The organism is Streptomyces sp. NPDC047853 (genome assembly GCF_043204535.1).
Taxonomy (GTDB): domain Bacteria; phylum Actinomycetota; class Actinomycetes; order Streptomycetales; family Streptomycetaceae; genus Streptomyces.
Map to the genome: position 1 here is coordinate 257887 of NZ_JBIDCI010000007.1, position 21815 is coordinate 279701.

Annotated in this window: 21 protein-coding genes and 3 tRNA genes; 18 read left to right on the plus strand and 6 right to left on the minus strand. The window is 71.4% G+C overall.

Annotated features, from left to right (window positions below; genetic code table 11):
* Positions 1–11: 11 nt before the first annotated feature.
* Positions 12–84, minus strand: a tRNA-Gly gene (locus ACGF5T_RS16395).
* A 177-nt stretch (positions 85–261) separates the two neighbouring features.
* On the opposite strand from ACGF5T_RS16395, the gene ACGF5T_RS16400 reads away from it, so the two are divergent.
* The 3 genes from ACGF5T_RS16400 to ACGF5T_RS16410 are packed head-to-tail and all read left to right on the plus strand — an operon-like array spanning position 262 to position 3007.
* Positions 262–1314 carry a chorismate-binding protein gene (locus ACGF5T_RS16400; RefSeq protein ID WP_366768591.1) on the plus strand — a complete coding sequence of 351 codons (1053 nt, stop codon included), beginning with the start codon at positions 262–264 and terminating at the stop codon, positions 1312–1314.
* Entirely contained in the window at positions 1311–2132 is an 822-nt protein-coding gene (locus ACGF5T_RS16405; RefSeq protein WP_356605773.1) for an aminodeoxychorismate lyase, read from the plus strand. Before ACGF5T_RS16400 ends, ACGF5T_RS16405 begins: the two co-directional genes overlap by 4 nt.
* A 50-nt stretch (positions 2133–2182) precedes the next feature.
* A complete protein-coding gene (locus ACGF5T_RS16410; RefSeq protein WP_366768592.1) occupies positions 2183–3007 on the plus strand; it encodes a GNAT family N-acetyltransferase in 825 nt (274 codons plus the stop codon).
* A 38-nt stretch (positions 3008–3045) separates the two neighbouring features.
* Here the strand turns inward: ACGF5T_RS16410 and ACGF5T_RS16415 are convergent, their stop codons facing one another.
* Positions 3046–3567: a DsbA family protein gene (locus ACGF5T_RS16415; protein ID WP_356605770.1), complete on the minus strand. Its 522-nt coding sequence runs from the start codon at positions 3565–3567 to the stop codon at positions 3046–3048.
* A 185-nt stretch (positions 3568–3752) separates the two neighbouring features.
* On the opposite strand from ACGF5T_RS16415, the gene ACGF5T_RS16420 reads away from it, so the two are divergent.
* Together ACGF5T_RS16420 and ACGF5T_RS16425 are read left to right on the plus strand one after the other, a co-directional pair.
* Positions 3753–4205, plus strand: coding sequence for a hypothetical protein (locus ACGF5T_RS16420; RefSeq protein ID WP_356605768.1), 453 nt, complete (start codon positions 3753–3755; stop codon positions 4203–4205).
* A 163-nt stretch (positions 4206–4368) separates the two neighbouring features.
* Entirely contained in the window at positions 4369–4548 is a 180-nt protein-coding gene (locus ACGF5T_RS16425) for a hypothetical protein (RefSeq protein ID WP_356605766.1), read from the plus strand.
* Positions 4549–4640: 92 nt separating this feature from the next.
* Here the strand turns inward: ACGF5T_RS16425 and ACGF5T_RS16430 are convergent, their stop codons facing one another.
* Entirely contained in the window at positions 4641–5201 is a 561-nt protein-coding gene (locus ACGF5T_RS16430) for a CGNR zinc finger domain-containing protein (RefSeq protein ID WP_356605764.1), read from the minus strand.
* Between the two features lie 430 nt (positions 5202–5631).
* The gene (locus ACGF5T_RS16435; protein WP_004002642.1) at positions 5632–6045 is read right to left on the minus strand and encodes an SsgA family sporulation/cell division regulator; all 414 of its coding nucleotides are present in this window, start codon (positions 6043–6045) and stop codon (positions 5632–5634) included.
* Positions 6046–6236: 191 nt separating this feature from the next.
* Between ACGF5T_RS16435 and ACGF5T_RS16440 the strand changes: the two genes are divergently transcribed.
* The 9 genes from ACGF5T_RS16440 to ACGF5T_RS16480 all read left to right on the plus strand — a co-directional run bounded on the left by ACGF5T_RS16440 (position 6237) and on the right by ACGF5T_RS16480 (position 14423).
* Positions 6237–6692 (plus strand): TIGR02611 family protein, encoded by a 456-nt coding sequence (locus ACGF5T_RS16440; protein WP_361012339.1) that lies wholly within the window; start codon positions 6237–6239, stop codon positions 6690–6692.
* 79 nt (positions 6693–6771) lie between these two features.
* Positions 6772–6843: transfer RNA gene (locus tag ACGF5T_RS16445), tRNA-Val, on the plus strand.
* Positions 6844–7187: 344 nt separating this feature from the next.
* Positions 7188–8477: an extracellular solute-binding protein gene (locus ACGF5T_RS16450; RefSeq protein ID WP_366769130.1), complete on the plus strand. Its 1290-nt coding sequence runs from the start codon at positions 7188–7190 to the stop codon at positions 8475–8477.
* Entirely contained in the window at positions 8477–9478 is a 1002-nt protein-coding gene (locus ACGF5T_RS16455) for a sugar ABC transporter permease (RefSeq protein ID WP_356605758.1), read from the plus strand. Before ACGF5T_RS16450 ends, ACGF5T_RS16455 begins: the two co-directional genes overlap by 1 nt.
* Positions 9475–10365: a carbohydrate ABC transporter permease gene (locus ACGF5T_RS16460; protein ID WP_361012333.1), complete on the plus strand. Its 891-nt coding sequence runs from the start codon at positions 9475–9477 to the stop codon at positions 10363–10365. Before ACGF5T_RS16455 ends, ACGF5T_RS16460 begins: the two co-directional genes overlap by 4 nt.
* Before the next feature lie 12 nt (positions 10366–10377).
* A complete protein-coding gene (locus tag ACGF5T_RS16465; RefSeq protein ID WP_356605754.1) occupies positions 10378–10977 on the plus strand; it encodes a hypothetical protein in 600 nt (199 codons plus the stop codon).
* Between the two features lie 112 nt (positions 10978–11089).
* Positions 11090–13825 carry a Tat pathway signal sequence domain protein gene (locus ACGF5T_RS16470; RefSeq protein ID WP_366769129.1) on the plus strand — a complete coding sequence of 912 codons (2736 nt, stop codon included), beginning with the start codon at positions 11090–11092 and terminating at the stop codon, positions 13823–13825.
* A gap of 40 nt (positions 13826–13865) precedes the next feature.
* Positions 13866–14312 (plus strand): SRPBCC family protein, encoded by a 447-nt coding sequence (locus ACGF5T_RS16475; protein WP_053142249.1) that lies wholly within the window; start codon positions 13866–13868, stop codon positions 14310–14312.
* A gap of 39 nt (positions 14313–14351) precedes the next feature.
* Positions 14352–14423: transfer RNA gene (locus ACGF5T_RS16480), tRNA-Val, on the plus strand.
* 58 nt (positions 14424–14481) lie between these two features.
* Here ACGF5T_RS16480 and ACGF5T_RS16485 read toward each other — a convergent pair.
* Complete coding sequence (locus tag ACGF5T_RS16485) at positions 14482–15207, minus strand: 3'-5' exonuclease (RefSeq protein WP_356605750.1); 726 nt, start codon at positions 15205–15207, stop codon at positions 14482–14484.
* 172 nt (positions 15208–15379) lie between these two features.
* Here ACGF5T_RS16485 and ACGF5T_RS16490 point away from each other — a divergent pair, with 172 nt between their 5' ends.
* From ACGF5T_RS16490 to ACGF5T_RS16505, 4 genes are all read left to right on the plus strand, one after another.
* Positions 15380–15946: a DUF4365 domain-containing protein gene (locus ACGF5T_RS16490; RefSeq protein ID WP_356605748.1), complete on the plus strand. Its 567-nt coding sequence runs from the start codon at positions 15380–15382 to the stop codon at positions 15944–15946.
* Positions 15943–17193, plus strand: a complete 1251-nt coding sequence (locus tag ACGF5T_RS16495; RefSeq protein WP_361012324.1) for a hypothetical protein — start codon at positions 15943–15945, stop codon at positions 17191–17193. Before ACGF5T_RS16490 ends, ACGF5T_RS16495 begins: the two co-directional genes overlap by 4 nt.
* A gap of 117 nt (positions 17194–17310) precedes the next feature.
* On the plus strand, positions 17311–19287 hold the full coding sequence (gene thrS / locus ACGF5T_RS16500; RefSeq protein ID WP_356605744.1) for a threonine--tRNA ligase: 1977 nt from the start codon (positions 17311–17313) through the stop codon (positions 19285–19287).
* Between the two features lie 94 nt (positions 19288–19381).
* The gene (locus tag ACGF5T_RS16505) at positions 19382–19933 is read left to right on the plus strand and encodes an HIT domain-containing protein (RefSeq protein ID WP_356605742.1); all 552 of its coding nucleotides are present in this window, start codon (positions 19382–19384) and stop codon (positions 19931–19933) included.
* A 24-nt stretch (positions 19934–19957) separates the two neighbouring features.
* Here the strand turns inward: ACGF5T_RS16505 and ACGF5T_RS16510 are convergent, their stop codons facing one another.
* Positions 19958–21619, minus strand: coding sequence for a hypothetical protein (locus ACGF5T_RS16510; RefSeq protein WP_356605740.1), 1662 nt, complete (start codon positions 21617–21619; stop codon positions 19958–19960).
* Positions 21620–21815 lie beyond the last annotated feature (196 nt).

Here is a 21815-nt window from a genome sequence, read left to right on the forward strand (position 1 = left end):
CTGTTCCTGCGAGCGGACGACGAGGTTCGAACTCGCGACCTCAACCTTGGCAAGGTTGCGCTCTACCAACTGAGCTACGTCCGCCTGTCGGTGCGGTGCGCTTGCGCGTCCCGGCGACGTGATGAACTCTAGCGGATTCCGGAGCCAGCACAAAAACGCGTTTGTGCAGCGTGCTGCGGTGCGTATGCTCGCGCACCTGGTCAGGGCACCTGGAGCGACACGTTCGGGTCACCTCGGGGACACCGGCCTAGACTCGGTCACGTGCTCGACCTGCTTCCCCTCGCCCGCTTCGGCGACCGCCTCGCCACCGGTCTCCTCGACGTCACGAGCGATCCCGCGGCCCTGGAGTCCGAGGGCTTCTGGGCCGTCTGCGTGGACTTCGAGGGCCGTCTGACCTGCGCCCGCTTCGCGGACGTACGGACGGAGGCGGTGCCGGCGCCCGTGCCGGGCGGGTGGCGGGGGCCGGCCGTCGGCGACTGGACGTCCTCCCTCGACCGCGCCGCGTACACGGCGGCCGTGCGGCGCATCCGCGCCCACATAGCCGCCGGCGAGGTCTACCAGGCCAACCTCTGCCGGGTGCTCTCGGCGCCCGTCGCCCCCGGCGCCGACGTGGACGCCCTCACCGCCCTGCTGGCCCGCGGCAACCCGGCGCCGTACGCCGGGACGATCCGGCTGCCCGGGCACGGCGTCGAGATCGCCACCGCGTCCCCGGAGCTGTTCCTGCGCCGCGACGGCCGCGTCGTCGAGTCCGGGCCGATCAAGGGGACCGGACGGACCGAGGCCGACCTGCTGGAGAAGGACTACGCCGAGAACGTGATGATCGTGGACCTGGTCCGCAACGACATCGGGCGGGTCTGCGCCACGGGGAGTGTGACGGTGCCCGACCTGTGCGCCGTGGAGAAGCACCCGGGACTCGTGCACCTGGTGTCGACGGTGCGCGGTGAGCTGCGCGCGGGGGCCGGCTGGCCGGAGCTGCTCGACGCGGCCTTCCCGCCCGGGTCCGTCACCGGCGCGCCCAAGTCGAGCGCCCTGCGGATCATCGACGCGCTGGAGAGCGCGCCCCGGGGCCCGTACTGCGGGGGCATCGGCTGGGTCGACGCCGACCAAGGCACCGGGGAGCTGGCCGTCGGCATCCGCACCTTCTGGATCGACCGGTCCGCGAGGCTGCTGCGCTTCGGCACCGGCGCCGGCATCACCTGGGGGTCCGACCCCGAGGGGGAGTGGCGGGAGACGGAGCTGAAGGCGTCCCGGCTGCTCGCGGTAGCGTCGGGGGCGTACGAGGTGACCGGAAGCGGAGAGGCGGTACAGACGTGAAGATCTGGCTCGACGGAGGGCTGCGGGACACCGGTTCCGCCCGCGTCTCCGTCTTCGACCACGGGCTGACCGTGGGCGACGGCATCTTCGAGACGGTGAAGGTGGCGGACGGCAGGCCGTTCGCGCTGACCCGGCACCTCGACCGGCTGACCCGTTCGGCACGCGGTCTGGGGCTGCCCGATCCCGACCTCGACGAGGTCCGCCGCGCCTGCGCGGCCGTCATCGAGGCCAACCCGATGCCCCTGGGCCGGCTGCGCGTCACCTACACCGGCGGCCACGGCCCGCTCGGCTCCGACCGCGGCGAACACGGCCCGACCCTCGTCGTCGCCCTCGGCGAGACCGGTCGCCGACCCGACTCCACGGCCGTCGTCACGGTGCCCTGGACCCGCAACGAGCGCGGCGCGCTCACCGGCCTGAAGACCACCTCCTACGCCGAGAACGTCGTCGCCCTCGCCCGCGCCCGCGAACGGGGGGCGTCGGAAGCACTGTTCGGCAACACGGTCGGGCAGCTCTGCGAGGGCACCGGGTCCAACGTCTTCGTGGTCCTCGACGGCGAGATCCACACCCCGCCCGTCGCCTCCGGCTGCCTCGCCGGCATCACCCGCGCCCTGGCCGTCGAGTGGACCGGCGCCCGCGAGACCGACCTTCCGCTGGACGTCCTGGAGCGCGCCGACGAGGTCTTCCTGACCTCCACCCTGCGGGACGTCCAGGCCGTGCACCGTGTGGACGACCGCGAACTCCCGGGCGCCCCGGGACCGGTGACCGCGAAGGCGATGCGGATCTTCGAGGAGCGTTCCGGGGACGACCTGGATCCCTGAGCGCGGATATTCGGCTGCCCTTCGGGTCCCCGGCGGGTAGAACACCCGTGATGACCACCACCCTGCGGCCGACCGAGCCGCTTCAGCGCGCCGCCGACGGGACACGTTCACGCCGCTACCAGGTCTGTGTGAACAGCCGTCCCGTCGGCGCGATACACCTCGGCACCTCGCCCTCCCTCGGCGACTCGGTCGCCGTCATCGACGAGCTGCGCATCGACGCACCGGATCGCCGACGCGGCCGGGGCACCGTCGCCGCGCTCGCGGCCGAGGAGGTCGCGCGGGGCTGGGGCTGCCGGCAGATCGAGGCGCAGGTCCCCGGCGACGCCGAGGCCGGCCTGGGCCTCGCGCGGGCACTCGGCTACGTCCCGCGCAGCCGCGGCATGACCAAGCCGCTCGGCGACACGCCGCCCGCCCTGCCCGCGGGCAGCGCCGCACGGCCCATGACCCGGGACGAGTTCGCCGCCTGGCAGGCCTACGAGTCGCGGGAGTACGCCCGTACCTGGATCGAGCGGGGGCTCCCCGAGGCCGAGGCGCACGCGAAGGCGCGCCGCGATCACGAGCTGCTCCTGCCGCACGGGCGGGACACCGAGAACATGCTGTTCAGCGTGTTGGAGCAGGAGGGCGTGCGGGTCGGGGTCCTGTGGCTGGCGCTGCAGGAGGACCGGGCCTACGTCTTCGACGTCGAGGCAGACGCGGCCCACCGGGGCCGGGGGCACGGCCGTACGCTGATGCTGCTGGCCGAGGCGCAGGCGATCACCGCCGGACGGTCCCTGATCGGCCTCAACGTCTTCGCCGGGAACACCCCGGCCGAACGGCTGTACGAGTCGCTCGGCTACACGACCACGCGGTACGGCTTCTACAAACCGCTGCTCTAAGGGCGGCGCGGGCCGGGGCGCCGGGGCGCCACCCCGAATCAGCCCTGTTCGGCCAGCAGCCGGTCCGCGATCTCCTCGACGCGCTCGCGCAGCCCCTCCTGGCTCCTGCCGCCGTCGAGGCGCTCGCCGCCGATCACGTACGTGGGGGTGCCGGTCACGCCGATCGCCTTGCCCTCGGCCTGATCGGCGTCGACGATCAGGATGTGCCGGCCGTCGATCAGGGCCGTGTCGAACTCCTCGGCGTCCAGCCCCAGCTCCCGGGCCACCTCGACCAGCAAGGGCTCACCCCTGCGGTCCAGCTCCGCGACCCGGTCCAGCACGGCCTCCGCGTACGGCCACCCCTGCCCCTGGGCCACGGCCTCCTCGGCGGCCTGCGCGGCGGCGAAGGAGTGCTTGTGCTTCTCCAGGGGGAAGTGCCGCAGCCGCAGCTCCAGGCGGTCGCCGTAGCGGGCGCGCAGGGCGCGGAGGTCCTCCAGCGCGGTGCGGCAGTCCGGGCACTGGAGCTCGCACCAGACGTCGAGGACGGGCGCGGCGGGACGGTCGGGGGAGAGGTCGCTCATGCCCCCATTCTCCCAGCCACGGGACGGCGTCCGGCCACCGCGGGAGACCGCTCACCGGCACCTGGGGAGGAGCCGACCCCCGAGATCTCCCTGATCTCCGGCCGGAGCATGGCCCGACGGTGTCCGGACGGTGCAGGATGGAAGGGAAGTACTCGTGCCCGACCGAGCCCAGCCTGGAGGACCGGATGATTGCCGAGACCGTCTGCTCCGCGGTGTCCGCGGCGGGCCTGGGCATCGCGGCGGTCACCGCGTACCGCAGGCGCTTCCTCACCGCGACCCGCATCGCCGCCTACGCGCTGGTCCCGGTCGGCCTGGTGATGACCGGTGTCGTCGAGTGGCTGGCCGACACGGCCTTCAGCCCGGTGGCCTGGGCGGGCTTCGGAGTGCTGGGCGTCTCCTGGGTGCTCTTCATGACCACACGCGCCGTGGAGCGCCGCCGTGGTGGCACGCGCAAGGAACGCAAGGAGGCCAGGGCCGCGGCCCGGCGCGACGCGGTCGCCCCGGCGGCCTCGGAACCGTCCCTCGGACCCGGTACCCGCCCGTCCGCCCGGCCCGCCCCCTCCCGGCCGGCGGCCGCGCCCCGGGGTGACGAGGACTTCAGCGACATCGAGGCCATCCTGAAGAAGCACGGCATCTGACACCCGTCCGCCGCCACTGAAACGACACAGCGGTCCGAGGCCGTCACGGCGTGCTCCGGAATGATCACGTTCCGACCCCGACCTTGCTGATTCAACGAACTCCCGGACCTTGCTGGCGTGTTGATCGCGCGGGCCCCGTGCACTGCGTCATCATCGCGGCGAGATGCCGGACACCACTCAGCTGGATCCCCAGCTGGACACGAGACAGAGCGAAACCGCGCCCACGCAGAGTGAACCGCGCGGCTGCCTCTTCGCCCTTTCCCAGCCACCGCTCATGATCTTCCTTGCGGTGATCGGGTGTCTGCTGCTCATGGCCGCGTTGCACGACCTGCTGTTGCTGTGAGCCGTACCCGCGTTCCCCGGCGCCACCCGCCGGGGACCGCGTCGCCGTCCGGACACCAGCCGCGGCCGACGCCGGGACGGGCCGGGCCGACGTCAGCCGGCGGCCTCCTTGCGCCGTGCCCGGTACGCGGCCACGTGCAGCCGGTTTCCGCAGGTACGGCTGTCGCAGTACCGCCGGGAGCGGTTCCGCGAGAGGTCGACGAAGGCGCGCCGGCAGTCCGGGGCCTCGCACCGCCGCAGCCGCTCCTGCTCCCCCGCGACCACGAAGAAGGCCAGCGCCATCCCGCAGTCGGCGGCCAGGTGGTCGGCGACGGAGGCGCCGGGGGCGAAGTAGTGGATGTGCCAGTCGTACCCGTCGTGGTCGGTGAGCCGGGGCGTGGTCCCCGCGGCGGCGACCAGGTCGTTGATCAGCCCCGCCGCGGTACGGGCCTCGGGGGCCGCGAAGACCGCCGCGAACCGGCCGCGGATCTTGCGCACCGCCGACAGGTCGAGCTCGGAGAGCACGCCGACGTCGCTGATTTCGTGCGATCCCACGAATTCCTGGAGGGCCGCGACATCCGGCAGCCCGTCCGGCGCCGTATCGTCCTCCGGCACGGTGTTCACCAGATCCACCACGGTGTCGAGGGCGCACCGGGTGTCGTGGGTGATCAGCACATTTCGCTCCCTGGCCTGGGGTCGGGCGAGCGCCCGCCGATGCTGGCCGATGGTAGTGGCTTCCGCGGCGGGTGAACCGGCTCCGATTCCGGTCCCCGGTACCGGCGGCCCCTCGCCCGTCGCCCACGGCCTCGCGCACCGGCGGCGCCGGTCCACCGGTCGCCCGTACAACGGCAGCCGTCCGGTCTTCGTTCCCGTGCGGTGCCGCGAGAGCGGCCTGTGAGGCGTCAGGGGAGTGCGAGGAGCGTGAGGGGCGTGGGGCACGTCAGGTCGCCCCGGGGCGTCCCCCGGCGCTGTACGGAGCCGGAACATGCCGACGCCGCCTCCGCGGAGATCCGCGGCGACGACGCCGGGTGTGCCGTATGCGGTTGTCCGGGCCCGTGCCGTCACCCCGAGTCGACGGCGACGGGCGGCTTCACGGGGCCTCGCCCTAGCTTTCCGCCAGGATGTGCGAGAGCTCCTGGTCGAGATCGAAGTGCCGGTGTTCCGTGCCGGGCGGCACGGCGGCGTCTGTGCGCTTCAGGAAGGACTCCAGGGCCCGCGCCGGGGCCTCCAGCAGTGCCTCGCCCTCAGGGGAGCTCAGAGCGATGCACACGACGCCCTGGCCATGACTGCGCGACGGCCAGACACGGACGTCGCCGGTGCCGGTGGGACGGTGGAGACCTTCGGCGAGGAGGTCGCGGGCGAACACCCACTCGACGGTCTCCTCGGCTCCGGTGTGGAAGGTGGCGTGCACGGCGTAGGGGTCGGCCGTGTCGTACCGCAGGCCTGCGGGGACAGGCAGGGAGGACTCGCTCGACACAACGAGGCGCAGGTGCAGCTCGCAGCTGACCGTGGTGTTCATAAGCGCCAGGGCCTTTCGCTCAGTGTGCGCTCGGGGATTCGCACGTCGGCGAAATCGACATGCCACCTACGGTGCCGTTGTAAACCCCTCTGAGCGTTTTGCGGGTGTTTACGTAACTCTTCCGGCCGAGCGGTCGTTCGGGTCCTGCGCCCATTCCGGTGACAGGTTTCGCTCCGGTAGTGTTTGGCTGTATGAACACGGGGAGTAACAAGCGCGGCGAGGCAGCCGTGGCGGAGGACCGTACGGGGACGGACGACGAGGCCGCGGCCGAGCGAGCCCTCGGGTCGCGGGCGCCGGACTTCGTCAAAGCGCGCCGCGCCCTGCACCTGAGCTGGCAGGTCGGCGTCTTCATCGTCGGTCTCGCGGTCGTGGTGGCCGGCATCATCATGCTGCCGCTGCCCGGGCCGGGCTGGGTCGTGATCTTCGGGGGCATGGCGATCTGGGCGACCGAGTTCGTCTGGGCCCAGCTCGTCCTGCGCTGGACCAAGCGCAAGGTCACGGAGGCGGCGCAGCGCGCGCTCGACCCCCGGGTGCGGCGCCGGAACATCATCCTGACCTCGGTCGGTCTGCTGATCGTCGCCGTGCTGGCCGGGATCTACCTGTACAAGTTCGGACTGCAGATGCCCTGGAAGATCAAGGACCAGTGACCCGCGGCGGGGGTGCGGCCACCCGGCCCCCGCTGGTCACGGGCACTGCCTGACATGGGGTAATGTTCTTCCTGCGTCCGGGCGATTAGCTCAGTGGGAGAGCGCTTCGTTCACACCGAAGAGGTCACTGGTTCGAACCCAGTATCGCCCACCGGATCAGCAGGCGGCCCGGCTCACGATCGTGAGCCGGGCCGCTTCGTCGTGTGCCGGGCGGCCGCGCGCCCGTCCGGCCGCGTCACTCAACCGTGACCTTCCGTGGCGCCGGTTCCGGTGGACCGGGTGGCGTTCGGTCCCTCGGTCACGCCGCGCCCACCTGCGGGATCGGCCGGCCCGCCCGCGGGTGAGCCGGCGATGGGCCTCCCTCGCGGTCGGTGCCCCGCGCACATCCGTACCGTCCGACTCATTGACGGGCCCCCGGGACCTTCGTACCTTGTGCCAGCAAGCGCTTACTTGAAACGATTCATGCAGCGGACGCCACGTCGCGGGGAGGCTCATATGCAGCAGGGCAGCAAGATGGAGAGGCGGACGATCCTCAAGGCGGCGGGCGCCTCGCTGGCCGTCGCGGGGCTGGGGGCGACGGCCACCGCGTGCGGCGGCGGCAGTGGTTCGGGAGGGGGGACGGTGACGATCCGTTACTCCTGGTGGGGTGCGGAGGACCGGGCGCAGCGCATCAACAAGACCATCGCCCTCTTCGAGAAGAAATACCCGAAGATCAAGGTCAAGACCGACTTTCAGCCGTACACGGACTTCTGGAAGAAGTTCAACACCCAGGCCTCCGGCGGGAATCCACCCGACGTCTTCCAGAATGCCATCGGATTCCTGCGCAAATACGACGCGAAGAACGTCCTGCTCGATCTGAGCGCACAGGTCGAGGCGGGCAACCTCTCCATGGACGGCTTCCGCGAGGGCCTGGAGACGTTCGGTGAGATCGACGGCAGACTCCTCGGTGTGCCCGTCGGTTCGAACTCGATGGCCCTCGTCATCGACAAGCCCGTCTACACCCGCGCCGGGATCAAGCCCGAACAGGGCTGGACCTGGGACGACTTCCACGAGGCGATGACCAGGGTCCGGGACCGGACGGGGCGTGCGGGCGACAGCGGCATGTACGGCGTCATGTACCTCTACGACCTGTACCTGCGGCAGAACGGCAAGGCCTTCTTCACCGAGGACGGCCTCGGCTTCTCCGAGGCGGATCTGACCGCGTGGTGGAGCAGGGCGGAGAAGGACGTGCGGTCCGGTCTCTTCGCCGACCCGAAGAAGGTCGCCCAGATCAAGCCCAAGTCGGCGCTCTCCGCCGAACTCGCCGGCAGCGAGTACACCTGGGACAACTTCACCGTCCGCTACACCTCGGAGGGCAAGAGCGAGTACGGTCTCGCACCGATCCCCACCACGGACGGCAAGCGGACCGGCCAGTACCTCGGTTCGCTGATGCTGAGCGCCTACAAGCGCACCGAGCACCCCAGGGAAGTCGCGCAGTTCATCGACTTCATGGTCCACGACCCCGAGGTCGCCAGGATCATGGGTTACGACCGCGGCGTGCCGACGACGCGGGCCCAGTACGACGCCTACCGCCCGGCCGACCCGGTCAACAAGGCGATCGCCGCCTACGAGCAGTCCCTCGTCGACGCGGGCGTCCTGGAGGACATCACCCCGCACCCGAACGGCGCCGACATCTGCGAGGCCGCGTTCCTGCGCATCGCCGAGGAGATGGCGCTCGGCGAGCGGTCCGTCGGGGACGCCGTGAAGCAGTTCTTCACCGAGTCGAAGACGGCTCTCGTCGGCTGATGGGAAGCGCCGTGACACACGCCCCCGCGCGGGAGGGCCTGGCCGAGGGCTCCGAGCCGCGCCACGGCCCGGTCAAGCCCCCGCGCCCCGCCGAGCTGAAGCGGCGGCGCCGCCGGGAGAACCTGGCCGGCTACCTCTTCATGTCCCCCTGGATCGCCGGGTTCCTGCTGCTGACCGCGGGACCGATGGTCGCCTCGCTCTACTTCGCCTTCACCGACTACAACCTGTTCGACGCCCCGAAGTGGATCGGCCTGGACAACTTCTCCGAGATGTTCGGCGACCCGCGCTGGCGTCACTCGGTCCAGGTCACCCTCTGGTACGTCGTCGTCGGCACGCCGATCAAGCTGGTCGCCGCGCTGGGCGTGGCGCTGCTGCTGGCGCAGAAGCGGCGCGGACAGGCCTTCTACCGGGCCGCCTTCTACGCGCCCTCGCTGATCGGCGCGAGCGTGTCCGTCGCCGTCGTGTGGAAGGCGATCTTCTCGGACGACGCGGCCGTGGACCGTACGCAGCAGTTCTTCGGGATCGACGCCGGCGGGTGGACCGGCGACCCGGATCTGATCATCTACAGTCTGGTGGCCCTCACCGTCTGGCAGTTCGGCGCCCCGATGGTCATCTTCCTGGCCGGCCTGAAGCAGGTCCCGCGCGAGCTGTACGAGGCGGCCGACGTCGACGGGGCGAGCCGACTGCGGCAGTTCTGGAACATCACGCTGCCGATGATCTCCCCGGTGCTCTTCTTCAACGTCCTGCTGGAGACCATCCACTCCTTCCAGATCTTCAGTTCCGCCTACATCGTCGGCGGCGGGGCCGGGGGCAACGCCTGCGGTCCGGCCGACGGTTCCATGGTCTACACCTGCTATCTGTACGTCCAGGGCTTCGAGAACAGCCGCATGGGCCTGGCCTCCGCCATGGCGTGGATGCTGCTGGTCGCGGTCGCCCTGGTCACCGCGGTGCTGTTCTGGTCCCAGAAGCGCTGGGTGCACTACGAGGAGGGCGGCCGATGAGCGCGCAGGCCACCGACGTCACACCGGCCCCGTCCACGAAGGGCGCCCTGCGGCGCAGGCTGCCGGGCTCGCTCGCCTGGCACCTCGGGTCCCTGGCGATCCTGGCGGTGATCCTCTATCCGGTGGTCTGGGTCGTCGGCGGCTCCTTCAAGGAGAGCGGGGACATCGTCGGCAGCCTGGACCTCTTCCCGGCCGACCCGATCGTCTCCAACTACACGAGCCTGGCCGACGGCATCGCCGACATCTCGATCTCCACCTTCTTCCTCAACTCGCTCTTCCTCGCTGTGGGGTCGGTCGTCGGGATCGTGGTGTCCTGCTCGCTGACGGCGTACGCCTTCGCCAGGATCAGGTTCGCGGGCCGCAACCTGCTCTTCACCCTGATGATCGGCACGCTGCTGCTGCCGTACCACGTGCTGCTGATCCCGCAGTACGTGCTGTTCCGCAACATGGACATGATCAACACGTACACCCCGTTGCTGCTGGGGAAGTACCTGGCCACCGAGGCGTTCTTCGTCTTCCTCATGGTGCAGTTCATGCGCAACCTGCCCCGCGAGCTGGACGAGGCGGCGCGGCTCGACGGCTGCGGGCACCTGCGCATCTACTGGTCGATCGTGCTTCCACTGTGCCGCCCGGCCCTGATCACCAGCGCGATCTTCACCTTCATCAACGCGTGGAACGACTTCATGGGCCCGCTGATCTACCTCAACGAGCCGAGCAAGTACACCGTGTCCCTCGGCCTGAAGATGTTCGTCGACCAGGAAGGGCTGGCGAACTACGGCGGCATGATCGCCATGTCGCTCGTCGCCCTGCTGCCCGTCCTCGCCTTCTTCCTGGCCTTCCAGCGCTATCTGATCGACGGTATGGCGACGTCCGGTCTGAAGGGCTGAGGTGAACCGATCATGACCGAGGCGCGTGCGCGGGCCCGCACCGAGCGGGGAGAGTCACGGTTCGCCCAGGGGTTCGCCCTGTTCGCCGAGTGCCTGCTCACCGGCGTGTGGATCGCGGTGGCCTCGCTGCCGCTGGTCAGCTACCCCGCGGCGTTCGCGGCCGGGTCCCGGCACCTCGGGCGCCTGCTCGCCCACGAGCGCGGCGGCCTGCGGGAGTTCGCCGCCGACTTCCGGGCGGCACTGCGACGCGGGTGGATCGTCGGGGTCGCCGGGTGGGCCGCCCTGGCGGTGGTCTGGGTGGACGTACGGGCCGTGCGCGAGGGTGTTCCGCTCGGCCCCCTGGTGGGCTCCGTCGGGGTGCTCGCCCTGATCGGCGCGGCCGTGGCGGGGCTGCGCGCGGCGGCCACCTGGCACCCCGGCGCCTCCTGGCGGTCGCTGCTCGCGCGGGCCGGCCGGCGCACCGTGCTCGACCCCGCCGGCTCCTTCCTGATCGTCGGCGGGCTGGCCGTGGTGGTCTGCTCCGCCTGGTTCAGCGTCCCGCTGGCGGTCGCCGTCCTCGGCGCCGTCGCCGCGGCGGCCGTCGCCGTGGAGGAGCGCCACCGCCGGCGCTGACGGCGTCACCCGTCCCCGGTTCGGCGCTCCGGCGCCGCACCCTCCCTTCTGTCATGCCCCTGACATTCAGTCTCGACACGCCCGGCACCCGCACGCAACGGAAGGAAAGGCCATGTCCCCCATCCCCCGCAGGTCCCTCCTCAAGGCGGCCGCAGTCGCCGGCGCCGCCGCCCAGTTCAGCTGGGCCCCGGGCGCGGGCAACGCCCAGGCCGCCCCGGCCGCGGAGACCGGCGAGGCCGCCCCCGTCACCCTGACCTGGCTGGAGGACGGCGGCCTGGGCGCCGCCCCCGGCTCCACCGTCGGCGTCCCCTGGCCCCGGGGGACGTACCGGGAGGACCAGACGTTCGCCGTCACGGACGCGGACGGCAAGGCCGTACCCGCGCAGTCCTGGCCGCTCGCGTACTGGCCGGACGGCTCCCTCAAGTGGACCGCGCACGCCGTCGGCTCGGGCGACGGCGCGCTCACCCTGACCGCCGGCACCCCCGCGGCGCCCGCCGAGAAGGTCACCGTCTCCCGACGCGGCGGAACGATCGACATATCGACCGGCGTCATCACCGCGAGGATCGGCCTCTCCGGATCGACCCTGATCAAGTCGGTCACCAGAGGCTCCACCGAGATCGCCCGCAACGGCCGCCTCGTACTGCTGCGCCAGCCGGAGATCGAGGACGGCGACCAGGGCACCGTGACGCACGAACGCTTCGACGGCGCGATCGACGAGGTGAAGGTCGAGCAGGAGGGCCCCGTCCGCGCCGTCGTCCGCATCGACGGCACGCACCGCAAGGGGCGCCGGGCCAGGCTGCCCTTCTCCCTGCGCCTCTACTTCTACGCCGGCGCCGACTCCTTCCGCATGGTGCACACCGTCACGTTCGACGGGAAGCAGGAGCCCGGGAAGGCGAGCGGCGACTTCGTCCGCGGCCTCGGCGTCCGCTTCACCGTGCCGATGCGCGACGCGCCCTACGACCGGCACATCCGCATCGGCGGCGAAGGCACCGGCCTGCTGCGCGAGGCCGTCAAGGGCATCACCGGACTGCGCCGCGACCCCGGGGCGGCCGTCCAGGCGGCGCAGTACGCGGGGGAGAAGCTGCCCGACCCCGCCACCTGGGACCAGCGGGTCACCACCCGCCTGCAGTACATCCCGGAGTGGGGCGACTACACCCTCTCCCAGCTCTCCGCCGACGGCTTCACCCTGCGCAAGCGCACCGGGAAGGGGCACGGCTGGATCGGCGCCGGCGGCGGGCGGCGCGCCTCGGGCTTCGGCTACGTCGGCGGAACGAGCGGCGGACTCTCCTTCGGCCTGCGCGACTTCTGGGAGAAGTACCCCGCCCAGCTGGACATCCGCGACGCCCGGACCGACGCGGCCGAGGTCACCCTCTGGCTCTGGTCACCCGAGGCCCAGCCCATGGACCTGCGCTTCTACCACGACGGCCTGGGCCAGGACACCTTTCCCGAGCAGATCGAGGGCCTCAACATCACCTACGAGGACTACGAGCCCGGGTTCGGCACCCCGTACGGCATCGCCCGCACCTCTGAACTGCTGTTCTGGGCCAACGCCTCCACCCCGAGCGCGCAGCGGCTCGCGCAGCAGGTCGAGGCCGTGCGCGTCCTGCCCCAGCTGGCCGCCCCACCGGCCCAGCTCATCGAGGCCGGGGTCTTCGGCCCCGGCCTCTACTCCGAGCCCGACCGGTCCACCCCCGCCAAGGCCAGGATCGAGGACCACCTCGACTTCCTCTTCACCTACTACAAGGACCAGGTGGAGCAGCGCCGTTGGTACGGCTTCTGGGACTACGGCGACATCATGCACACCTACGACACCGCCCGCCACCAGTGGCGCTACGACATCGGCGGCTACGCCTGGGACAACTCCGAGCTGTCGCCCGACCTCTGGCTCTGGTACGCCTACCTGCGCTCCGGCCGCGCCGACATCTTCCGCTTCGCCGAGGCCATGACCCGCCACACCGGCGAGGTCGACGTCTACCACCTGGGGGAGTGGGCCGGACTCGGCACCCGGCACGGCGTCCAGCACTACGCGGACAGCGCCAAGCAGCAGCGCATCGCCAACACCACCTACCGGCGCTTCTACTACTTCCTCACCGCCGACGAACGCGTGGGCGACCTCATGCGGGCCAACGTCGACTCCGACGAGACCTTCCTCGCCCTCGACCCGCTCCGCAAGATCCGCACCGAGCCCTACACCCCCGACCGGCACGCCCTGTCGATCGGCTTCGGCACCGACTGGAGCGGCCTGGTCTCGGCGTGGCTGACCGAGTGGGAACGCAGGGGACCCCAGTGGGAGAAGGCACGCGCGCGCGTGCTGTCCACGATGGAGACCATCGCCGCCCAGCCCAACGGCTTCGTCCAGGGCAGCGGCCTGTACGACCTCGACACGGGCAGGTTCGCCGTCGCCGACGCCCCGAAGGTCGAGGTGTCCCACCTGTCGGCCGTCTTCGGCCTCAACGAGCTGTGCGCCGAGCTGATCGACCTCGTCGACATGCCGGAGTTCCACGAGGCGTACTACGACTACTGCCGCTACTTCAACGCCACCAAGGCCGAACAGGCGGCCCGCTACGGCCGCGACTTCGGCAGCCTCATCCTCTTCCAGGGCCACTCGCGCCTCGACGCCTACGCGGCCGTACGGACCGGGGACGAGGCGCTCGCCACGCGCGCGTGGCGGAAGTTCTACGACTCCGACGGCTACAAGGAGTCGGCGCCCTGGAGCACCGAGAAGCTGAGCGGCCCGGCCGCGCTGGTACCGGGCAGCGAGGCGACCTGGGTGTCCACCAACGACACCGCGCTCTACGGACTCGCCGCCATCGAGAACCTGGCCCTTCTGGGCGACCGGATGCCGTAGCGCGCACGTGACGGACGCGGGGACGGGCACACTCCGGTACGTGGACTGGAACCATTACCGATTCCGCAGCCTGTGGACCCTGCCCGCGCCCGTCCCCGCCGTCTACCGGGAGCTGGAACGGATCGAGGACTACCCCCGCTGGTGGCCGCAGGTGCGCGAGGTCACCCGGCTCGACGACACCAGCGGCCTCGTCCGCTTCCGTTCCCTCCTGCCCTACGACCTGACCGCGACCCTGCGCGAGGGACGGCGCGACCCGGAGGCCGGGGTGCTGGAGGTCGCGATGAGCGGGGACATGGAGGGCTGGGCGCGCTGGACGCTCGGCCCCCGGGGCTCCGGCACCCTCGCCCGCTACGACCAGGAGGTCGTCGTGCGCAAGCCGCTGCTGCGCCGCCTCGCCGTACCGGGACGGCCGCTGTTCCGGGCCAACCACCGGCTGATGATGCGGGCGGGGCGCCGCGGGCTCGCCGCCCGCCTCGAAGCGGTTTGAAGAGAGCGTGCCGGGCCCTGTATGGTTCAGTGCGTTCCCGGGCGATTAGCTCAGTGGGAGAGCGCTTCGTTCACACCGAAGAGGTCACTGGTTCGAACCCAGTATCGCCCACCGGGAAAAGCCGGTCCGTCGCACGACGGGCCGGCTTCTTCGTGTGCGCGTCACCGGCTCACGCCGCCGCCGGCAGGTCCGGACGCAGTGGCCAGGCCGGGTCCACCGCCTCCTCGCTCCCGTTGAGCGCGAACCACGCCTGGAGCCCCCGCGCCTGCCCCGCGTGCCACACCGCCTGCAGCGTGTGCAGCTCGGCGACCGAGAGGCGCTCCAGCCGCCCCGGGAAGCGGCGGCCCACCGCCCGCACGACCTCCAGCGCGGCCTGCGCGTCGGCCGCCGCGTCGTGCGCGCCCTCCAGCTCGACGCCGTAGTGCGCGCACAGGTCGGTGAGGGTGCGGCGGCCCTTGCGGTAGCGGTCCATGTGCTTGTCGAGCACGCGTGGATCCAGGACGTGCAGTGACGTCCGCTCCAGCCAGCGGCCCAGGGACGAGGCGCGGTGCCGGCGCAACTCCCGGTCCACCAGTGTGAGGTCGAACGGTGCGTTCATCACGACGAGCGGGCGCGCCGCGCGGGCCTGCTCGGCCAGCGCCTCGGCTATCTCGTACATCACCGGCGCCGGCCAACGGCCGTGGCGCTGCAGATGCTCCTCCGTCAGCCCGTGCACCGCCGTCGCCGACTCCGGCACCGGGACACCCGGATTCACCAGCCACCGGGTCACCCGGGGCCTGAGGCCCGGGGCGTCCTGGACGACGAGGGCGGCCGACACGATCCGGTCGGTCTCGACGTCCACACCCGTGGTCTCCGTGTCGAAGGCGGCCAGGGGCCCCTCGAACCAGCACGTCATAGGGCACTCAACTCCTCCTGCTGCAACGGCCGCTGACGCGCCGTCTTCTGTCCCGGTTCGGTGATACCCGGGCTGTTTGCGGCGTACGCCGGAAGGACACAACAGGAGTACGGGTCCTTGCAGTTCAGAGACCCGCAGTGCGGAACGCACCAGTTCTGGAAGGCTGTTGGTCATGGCCATAGCGCAGCCCGAACGGGGCGGGCTGCTGCCTGAGCGCATCGCGCCCACTCGCGGCTCCCTCGCCACCACCGCCTGCATGGAGACCCTGCAGGTCGGCTACCTGCACGCGGTCGCCGCGGCGGCGGGCTGCTCGCTCTCGCAGCCCTTCCCGGACAACGGCATCGACTGGCACGTCAGCCACAGCGCCCCCGGGCACACGGTCGACGACGAGGTCACCATCAAGGTGCAGCTCAAGGCGACGTACCAGATCCCGCCGAGTCCACCGGGCCGGTTCTTCTCCTTCACGCTCGACAACGACCACCTGGCGAAGCTCGCCCGCACCCCGGTCTCCGTGCACAAGATCCTGGTCGTGATGATCGTCCCCCGGTCCCGGGACCAGTGGCTGCGCGCCGGCCACGACCGGCTCGACCTCAGGCACTGCTGCTACTGGACCAACCTCGCCGGACATCCGGTCACCGGCCGGCGGCGCACCACCGTGCGGATACCGACCGCACGGGTCTTCGACGACCGGGCGCTGTGCGAGATCATGACGCGGGTCGGGACGGGAGGGAAACCATGACGCACCGCCCGACCGGTGGACCGCCGCGGCCCCTGCGACCGCACCCCGACCACGCCACGGGCGACCGCGGCCCGGACGACCACACGCCGGATCCCACGGCCGTGGACCCGGCCGTGCTGGCCGCCCTGCTCCACCGGCACGGCTGGCGGCGTCGCGGTGGCGCCCCCGGCCGCTACGGCCGCTGGACCCCGCCCGGACCGGGCGCCGGGGCCACCAGCGTGCTGGTGCCGGTCAGCCGCGCCTTCCCCGACAGCGACGACCTGATCGGCGAGGCGCTGCTCGCCCTGACCCGCAGCGGCACACCCGCCGCCCGCGAGATCCTCGTCTCCCTCTCCGTGCCCAGCGACGAGATCCGCTGGGGGCGCGACGTGCCGGCCGGACCCGGTGACGCCACCTCGTGGGCCGCGGAGGAGCAGCTGCGTTCCGCGGCCCGCCGGATGCTGCTCGCCGGAGCGCTCGCCACGCGCGCGCGGGCGGGCTACTACGGCGCCCGGCACCGGCGGGCCGCGACCGAAGCACTGGAGAACGTCCTGGTCGGCCCCGCCCCCGGCGGCCGCCGGCTCACCGCGTTCGTGCCCGTCACCACCGGCCGCCCCCTCGCCGTACGCCTCCACCACGCCCTGTACGCCGCCCGCGAGGCCGTCGACTACCGGCGCGCCACCGGCGGCACGGAGGCCTTCGACGCCGCGGTGGCGGCGGGCGTCAGCCACGAACTGACCGAGGCGCTCGTCGCCCTGATCCGGGGCACGGAGGGCGCCCGCGTCGCCGTCGACTGGGCACCGGCCGCCGGGGTCCCCGAGGGCTGCGCCGCCCTCGCCGAGCCCGTGGAGTTCTCGCCCGGCGATCTGCCCGCCCTGCGGGAGGCCGCCGCCCGCTACCTGCGCGCGGAGCCCTCCGTGCCGGTGCGGATCACCGGCACCGTCGTCCGGATGCGCCGGCCCGGCCCGCGCGGCGCGGGCACCGTACGGCTGCGCGTGCTGGCCGGGGCGGACGTCCCGCACGTGCGGATCACGCTCGACGAGGAGGCCTACCGGATCGCCGGGCACGCCCACCTGGTCGGGCTGCCGGTACGGGTGCTGGGCCGGCTGGAGAGCCGGGGCGGGTTCCGCCGGCTCACCGGCGCCTGCGAGATCGCCCCCGTGCCGGTCGACGACGCGGAACGGGACCGGCTCCTGAAGGCCGTGCAGGAGCACGTCGAGGTGGCGGCCTTCTTCGAGGAGACCTGCGGAGGGGACTGCGCGGACTGACCACCGGGTGCGGCGGCGGGAATGATTTCGCGATGCACGGGTCCGGGTCGGTACGATCGCCCTCACGCGTGCGCTCCGGTATGGCGCCGCGGCCCCACCTTCAGTCAGGAGAGACCGGTGTCAGACGTCCGTGTGATCATCCAACGCGATTCCGAGCGGGAAGAACGCGTGGTGACGACGGGCACCACGGCCGCCGAGCTCTTCGCGGGCCAGCGCTCGATCATCGCGGCGCGCGTGGCCGGCGAGCTCAAGGACCTCGCCCACGAGGTCCGGGACGGCGAGACCGTCGAGGGCGTCGAGATCTCCTCCGAGGACGGCCTGAACATCCTGCGCCACTCGACCGCGCACGTCATGGCGCAGGCCGTGCAGGAGCTGTTCCCCGAGGCCAAGCTGGGCATCGGCCCGCCGGTCAAGGACGGCTTCTACTACGACTTCGACGTCGAGAAGCCCTTCCACCCCGATGACCTCAAGGCCATCGAGAAGAAGATGCAGGAGATCCAGAAGCGCGGCCAGCGCTTCTCGCGCCGCGTCGTGACCGACGACGAGGCCCGCGAGGAGCTCGCCGACGAGCCGTACAAGCTGGAACTGATCGGCATCAAGGGCTCCGCGTCGCACGACGACGGCGCGGACGTCGAGGTCGGCGCCGGCGAGCTGACGATCTACGACAACCTGGACGCCAAGACCGGCGACCTGTGCTGGAAGGACCTCTGCCGAGGCCCCCACCTGCCGACCACCCGGAACATCCCGGCGTTCAAGCTCATGCGCAACGCCGCCGCCTACTGGCGCGGCAGCGAGAAGAACCCGATGCTCCAGCGCATCTACGGCACCGCCTGGCCGACCAAGGACGAGCTGAAGGCGCACCTGGAGTTCCTCGCCGAGGCCGAGAAGCGCGACCACCGCAGGCTCGGCAGCGAACTGGACCTCTTCTCGATCCCCGAGCAGATCGGCTCGGGCCTGGCGGTCTTCCACCCCAAGGGCGGCATCATCCGCCGGGTCATGGAGGACTACTCGCGCCGCCGCCACGAGGAGGAGGGCTACGAGTTCGTCTACACCCCGCACGCGACGAAGGGGAAGCTCTTCGAGACCTCGGGCCACCTGGACTGGTACGCCGACGGCATGTACCCGCCCATGCAGCTCGACGAGGGCGTGGACTACTACCTGAAGCCCATGAACTGCCCGATGCACAACCTGATCTTCGACGCGCGCGGGCGTTCCTACCGTGAACTGCCGCTGCGCCTCTTCGAGTTCGGGACCGTGTACCGGTACGAGAAGTCGGGCGTCGTGCACGGCCTCACCCGGGCCCGCGGCTTCACCCAGGACGACGCGCACATCTACTGCACCCGTGAGCAGATGTCGGAGGAGCTCGACAAGACGCTCACCTTCGTCCTGAACCTGCTGCGGGACTACGGCTTGACCGACTTCTACCTGGAGCTGTCCACCAAGGACCCGGAGAAGTTCGTCGGCTCCGACGAGGCCTGGGAAGAGGCCACCGAGACGCTGCGCCAGGTCGCCGAGAAGCAGGGCCTGCCCCTGGTCCCGGACCCGGGTGGCGCCGCCTTCTACGGCCCGAAGATCTCGGTGCAGGCCAAGGACGCCATCGGGCGCACCTGGCAGATGTCGACCATCCAGCTCGACTTCAACCTGCCGGAGCGCTTCGACCTGGAGTACACGGCCGCCGACGGCACCAAGACCCGGCCGGTGATGATCCACCGCGCGCTGTTCGGCTCCATCGAGCGCTTCTTCGCGGTGCTCCTGGAGCACTATGCGGGTGCCTTCCCGGCCTGGCTCGCGCCCGTCCAGGCGGTCGGCATCCCGATCGGTGACGCGCACATCGAGCACCTGGAGAAGTTCGCCGCGGCGGCTCGCAGGCAGGGACTGCGCGTCGAGGTCGACTCCTCGTCCGACCGGATGCAGAAGAAGATCCGCAACGCCCAGAAGCAGAAGGTCCCCTTCATGGTCATCGCGGGCGACGAGGACATGGCGAACGACGCCGTCTCCTTCCGCTACCGCGACGGTTCCCAGGAGAACGGCATCCCCGTCGAGGAGGCACTCGCGAAGATCGCGAAGGTCGTCGAGGAGCGGGCGCAGGTCTGATCGCGGGTCCGCCGCGATCACAGGGCGCACTGGCCCCCGGGATCTTCCCGGGGGCCTTTCCCTGTCGTCGTACGCGACGCCATATGCTGCACGCATGACGAGTGAGCCGGAGCAGCAGATCGGAGTCGGGACGCAGGACGCGTTCCAGCGCCTGTGGACGCCCCACCGGATGGCCTACATCCAGGGCGAGAACAAGCCGAGCGGCCCGGGCGCCGACGACGGTTGTCCCTTCTGCTCGATCCCGGCCACGTCCGACGAGGACGGGCTGATCATCCGGCGCGGTGAGCACGTGTACGCGGTGCTCAACCTGTACCCGTACAACGGCGGCCACCTGATGACGGTGCCGTACCGCCACGTCGCCGACTACACCGAGCTGACCGCGGTGGAGACCGCCGAGCTGGCCGAGCTGACGAAGCAGGCGATGACGGCTCTGCGTACGGCCTCCGGGGCGCAGGGGTTCAACCTGGGCATGAACCAGGGCTCGGTGGCCGGCGCGGGCATCGCCGCCCACCTCCACCAGCACGTCGTGCCCCGCTGGGGCGGGGACACGAACTTCATGCCGGTCGTCGGCCACACCAAGGTGCTGCCGCAGCTGTTGGGGGACACCCGCAAGATGCTGGCGGAGGCGTGGCCCTCCGGCGAGTAGCGGCGCGCGGGCCCCGGAAGGGGCCTACGCGTTGTACAGATCCGCCTTCCCCGGCGCCGGGTCCTGCACGGCGGTGCTGAGGAACGCCGACCGGTTCCCGAACTTCTCCGTGTCCACCCCGTTCTCCTGCAGCACCTTGATCGCCGCCGAGTGCACCACGCGCAGCACCGGCGCGGCCGCCCGCAGCGCGTCGTCGGCCATGAAGCGGTGCCGCCACGGCTGGTCCGCCCACGCGTGCCGCAGCCCGAAGGGCTCGGGGAGTCCGATCGAACCGCCCAGCCAGTTCAGCAGCGGCGGATACCAGGTGAGCGGCGCGCGCACCGCGAGGCGTACCACCTCGTTCGCGGTGACCAGCGGGAGCATCACCTTGCGGGTCTCCCACGGCTTGAACGACTTGGCGACCTCCTTGGAGGGCGCTTCCGGCTTGGTGGTGAACAGCGGGTTCACCGGGCCCAGCGCGTGCCCCGTGACCTCGATGCGCAGCGTCTCGTGCAGCACGGTCACGGTGATCAGCATGGTGATGACCAGCTGGCCGTCCCACAGGGTCCACTGCACGCCCAGGTAGTGCCGGTCACCGGCGCCGAACTGCTGCTTGTTGCAGATGTCCTGTATCGCGTGCGACTTGACCTGGTACGCCTCGACGTCCGTGCCCTCCGGACGCGACACCGCCTTGGCGTTCTCGCCGATCGGCGTCACCACCCAGTGCCGTATGGACGGCTTGGGGAAGCCGCCGGTGTTCAGCGGGCCGCGCTCCAGCATGCGCAGTTGGTCGTGGACGGCCCGGACGACGTCCCAGCTGCGGAAGGGGTGGATCTCCCGGGTCGGGTCGGCCGGCACCAGGTTCTCGGCGAGCTGCCAGCTGCCCCAGCGCGTGCCCATGCCGAGTATGCCCTTGGGACCGGCGTAGAAGACCGAGTTGGACTGTTGCTCGGCGCCGAGCTTGGCCAGGGACTGCCGCAGCTGCTCGGCCGCCGTCTCGCCCGGATTGCTGGGCACCGCCTCCGGGACCTTGGCGCCGACACCGCTGCCCGACAGCAGGCCGTCCCAGCGCTCCCGCAGGTCCCGCGCCGTGCCCTCGCAGATCCGCTTGGCCCAGAACCAGCCGACGACCGGCAGGACGACCGCCGCGCGCGCGTACCAGGCCCAGAAGCCCGAGAAGGGCATCTTGACGAGGAACAGCACGGCCAGCGCGGCGATGGCCACGAGCACCGCGGTGCCCAGCGCCCCGGCCTGCTTGTTCTCCGCCTTGGCGACCGTGGTGCGGATCTGGAAGCCGAGCAGCCACACCAGCATGCCGGGCAGGAACAGCACGCCGCACAGCACGATCACCGTGGCCAGCCGCGCGTCGCGGGCCTTGCGGATGCCGTTGGCCGCCAGGCAGTGCTCGACGACCACCTGTGGCTCGGCGCCGAAGGACTGGATGAGCGGCTTGCGTCCGCCGCCCAGCATCCGGTCGGCCACCGCGCGGGAGAACGCCTCCCCGAGGTTGGGCCGGAAGATCGTGGCCCAGGACCGGCCCGCGTTGACGGCCGTCTGGTGCCACTCGTTGTCGGCCTTCTTGATCTCCTCCATCGGGTTGTCCCGGTAGGCGGCCGAGGCCAGCGCGAAGGTGGCCGTCTGCCCCCCGCCGTCCGTACGCGGCACCTGCGGCCCGAAGAAGTCCGCGTAACCGCCGTCAACGGTCATTCCCGCCCCCGATCGCCACCACTGTCGTTCTGCGGCCTTCCCGACTTCCCTGCCCCGCACACCTGTTGATCAGGTCATCAGCGTATCCGCCGGCACCGACATGCGTCACGGGACGCCCAAAGGCGCCTCCGGACGCGCGGATCGGCCCCGCACGCGCGCCGTCGCGCGCCGGGTCGCCGCCACCGGCGCGGGGGAG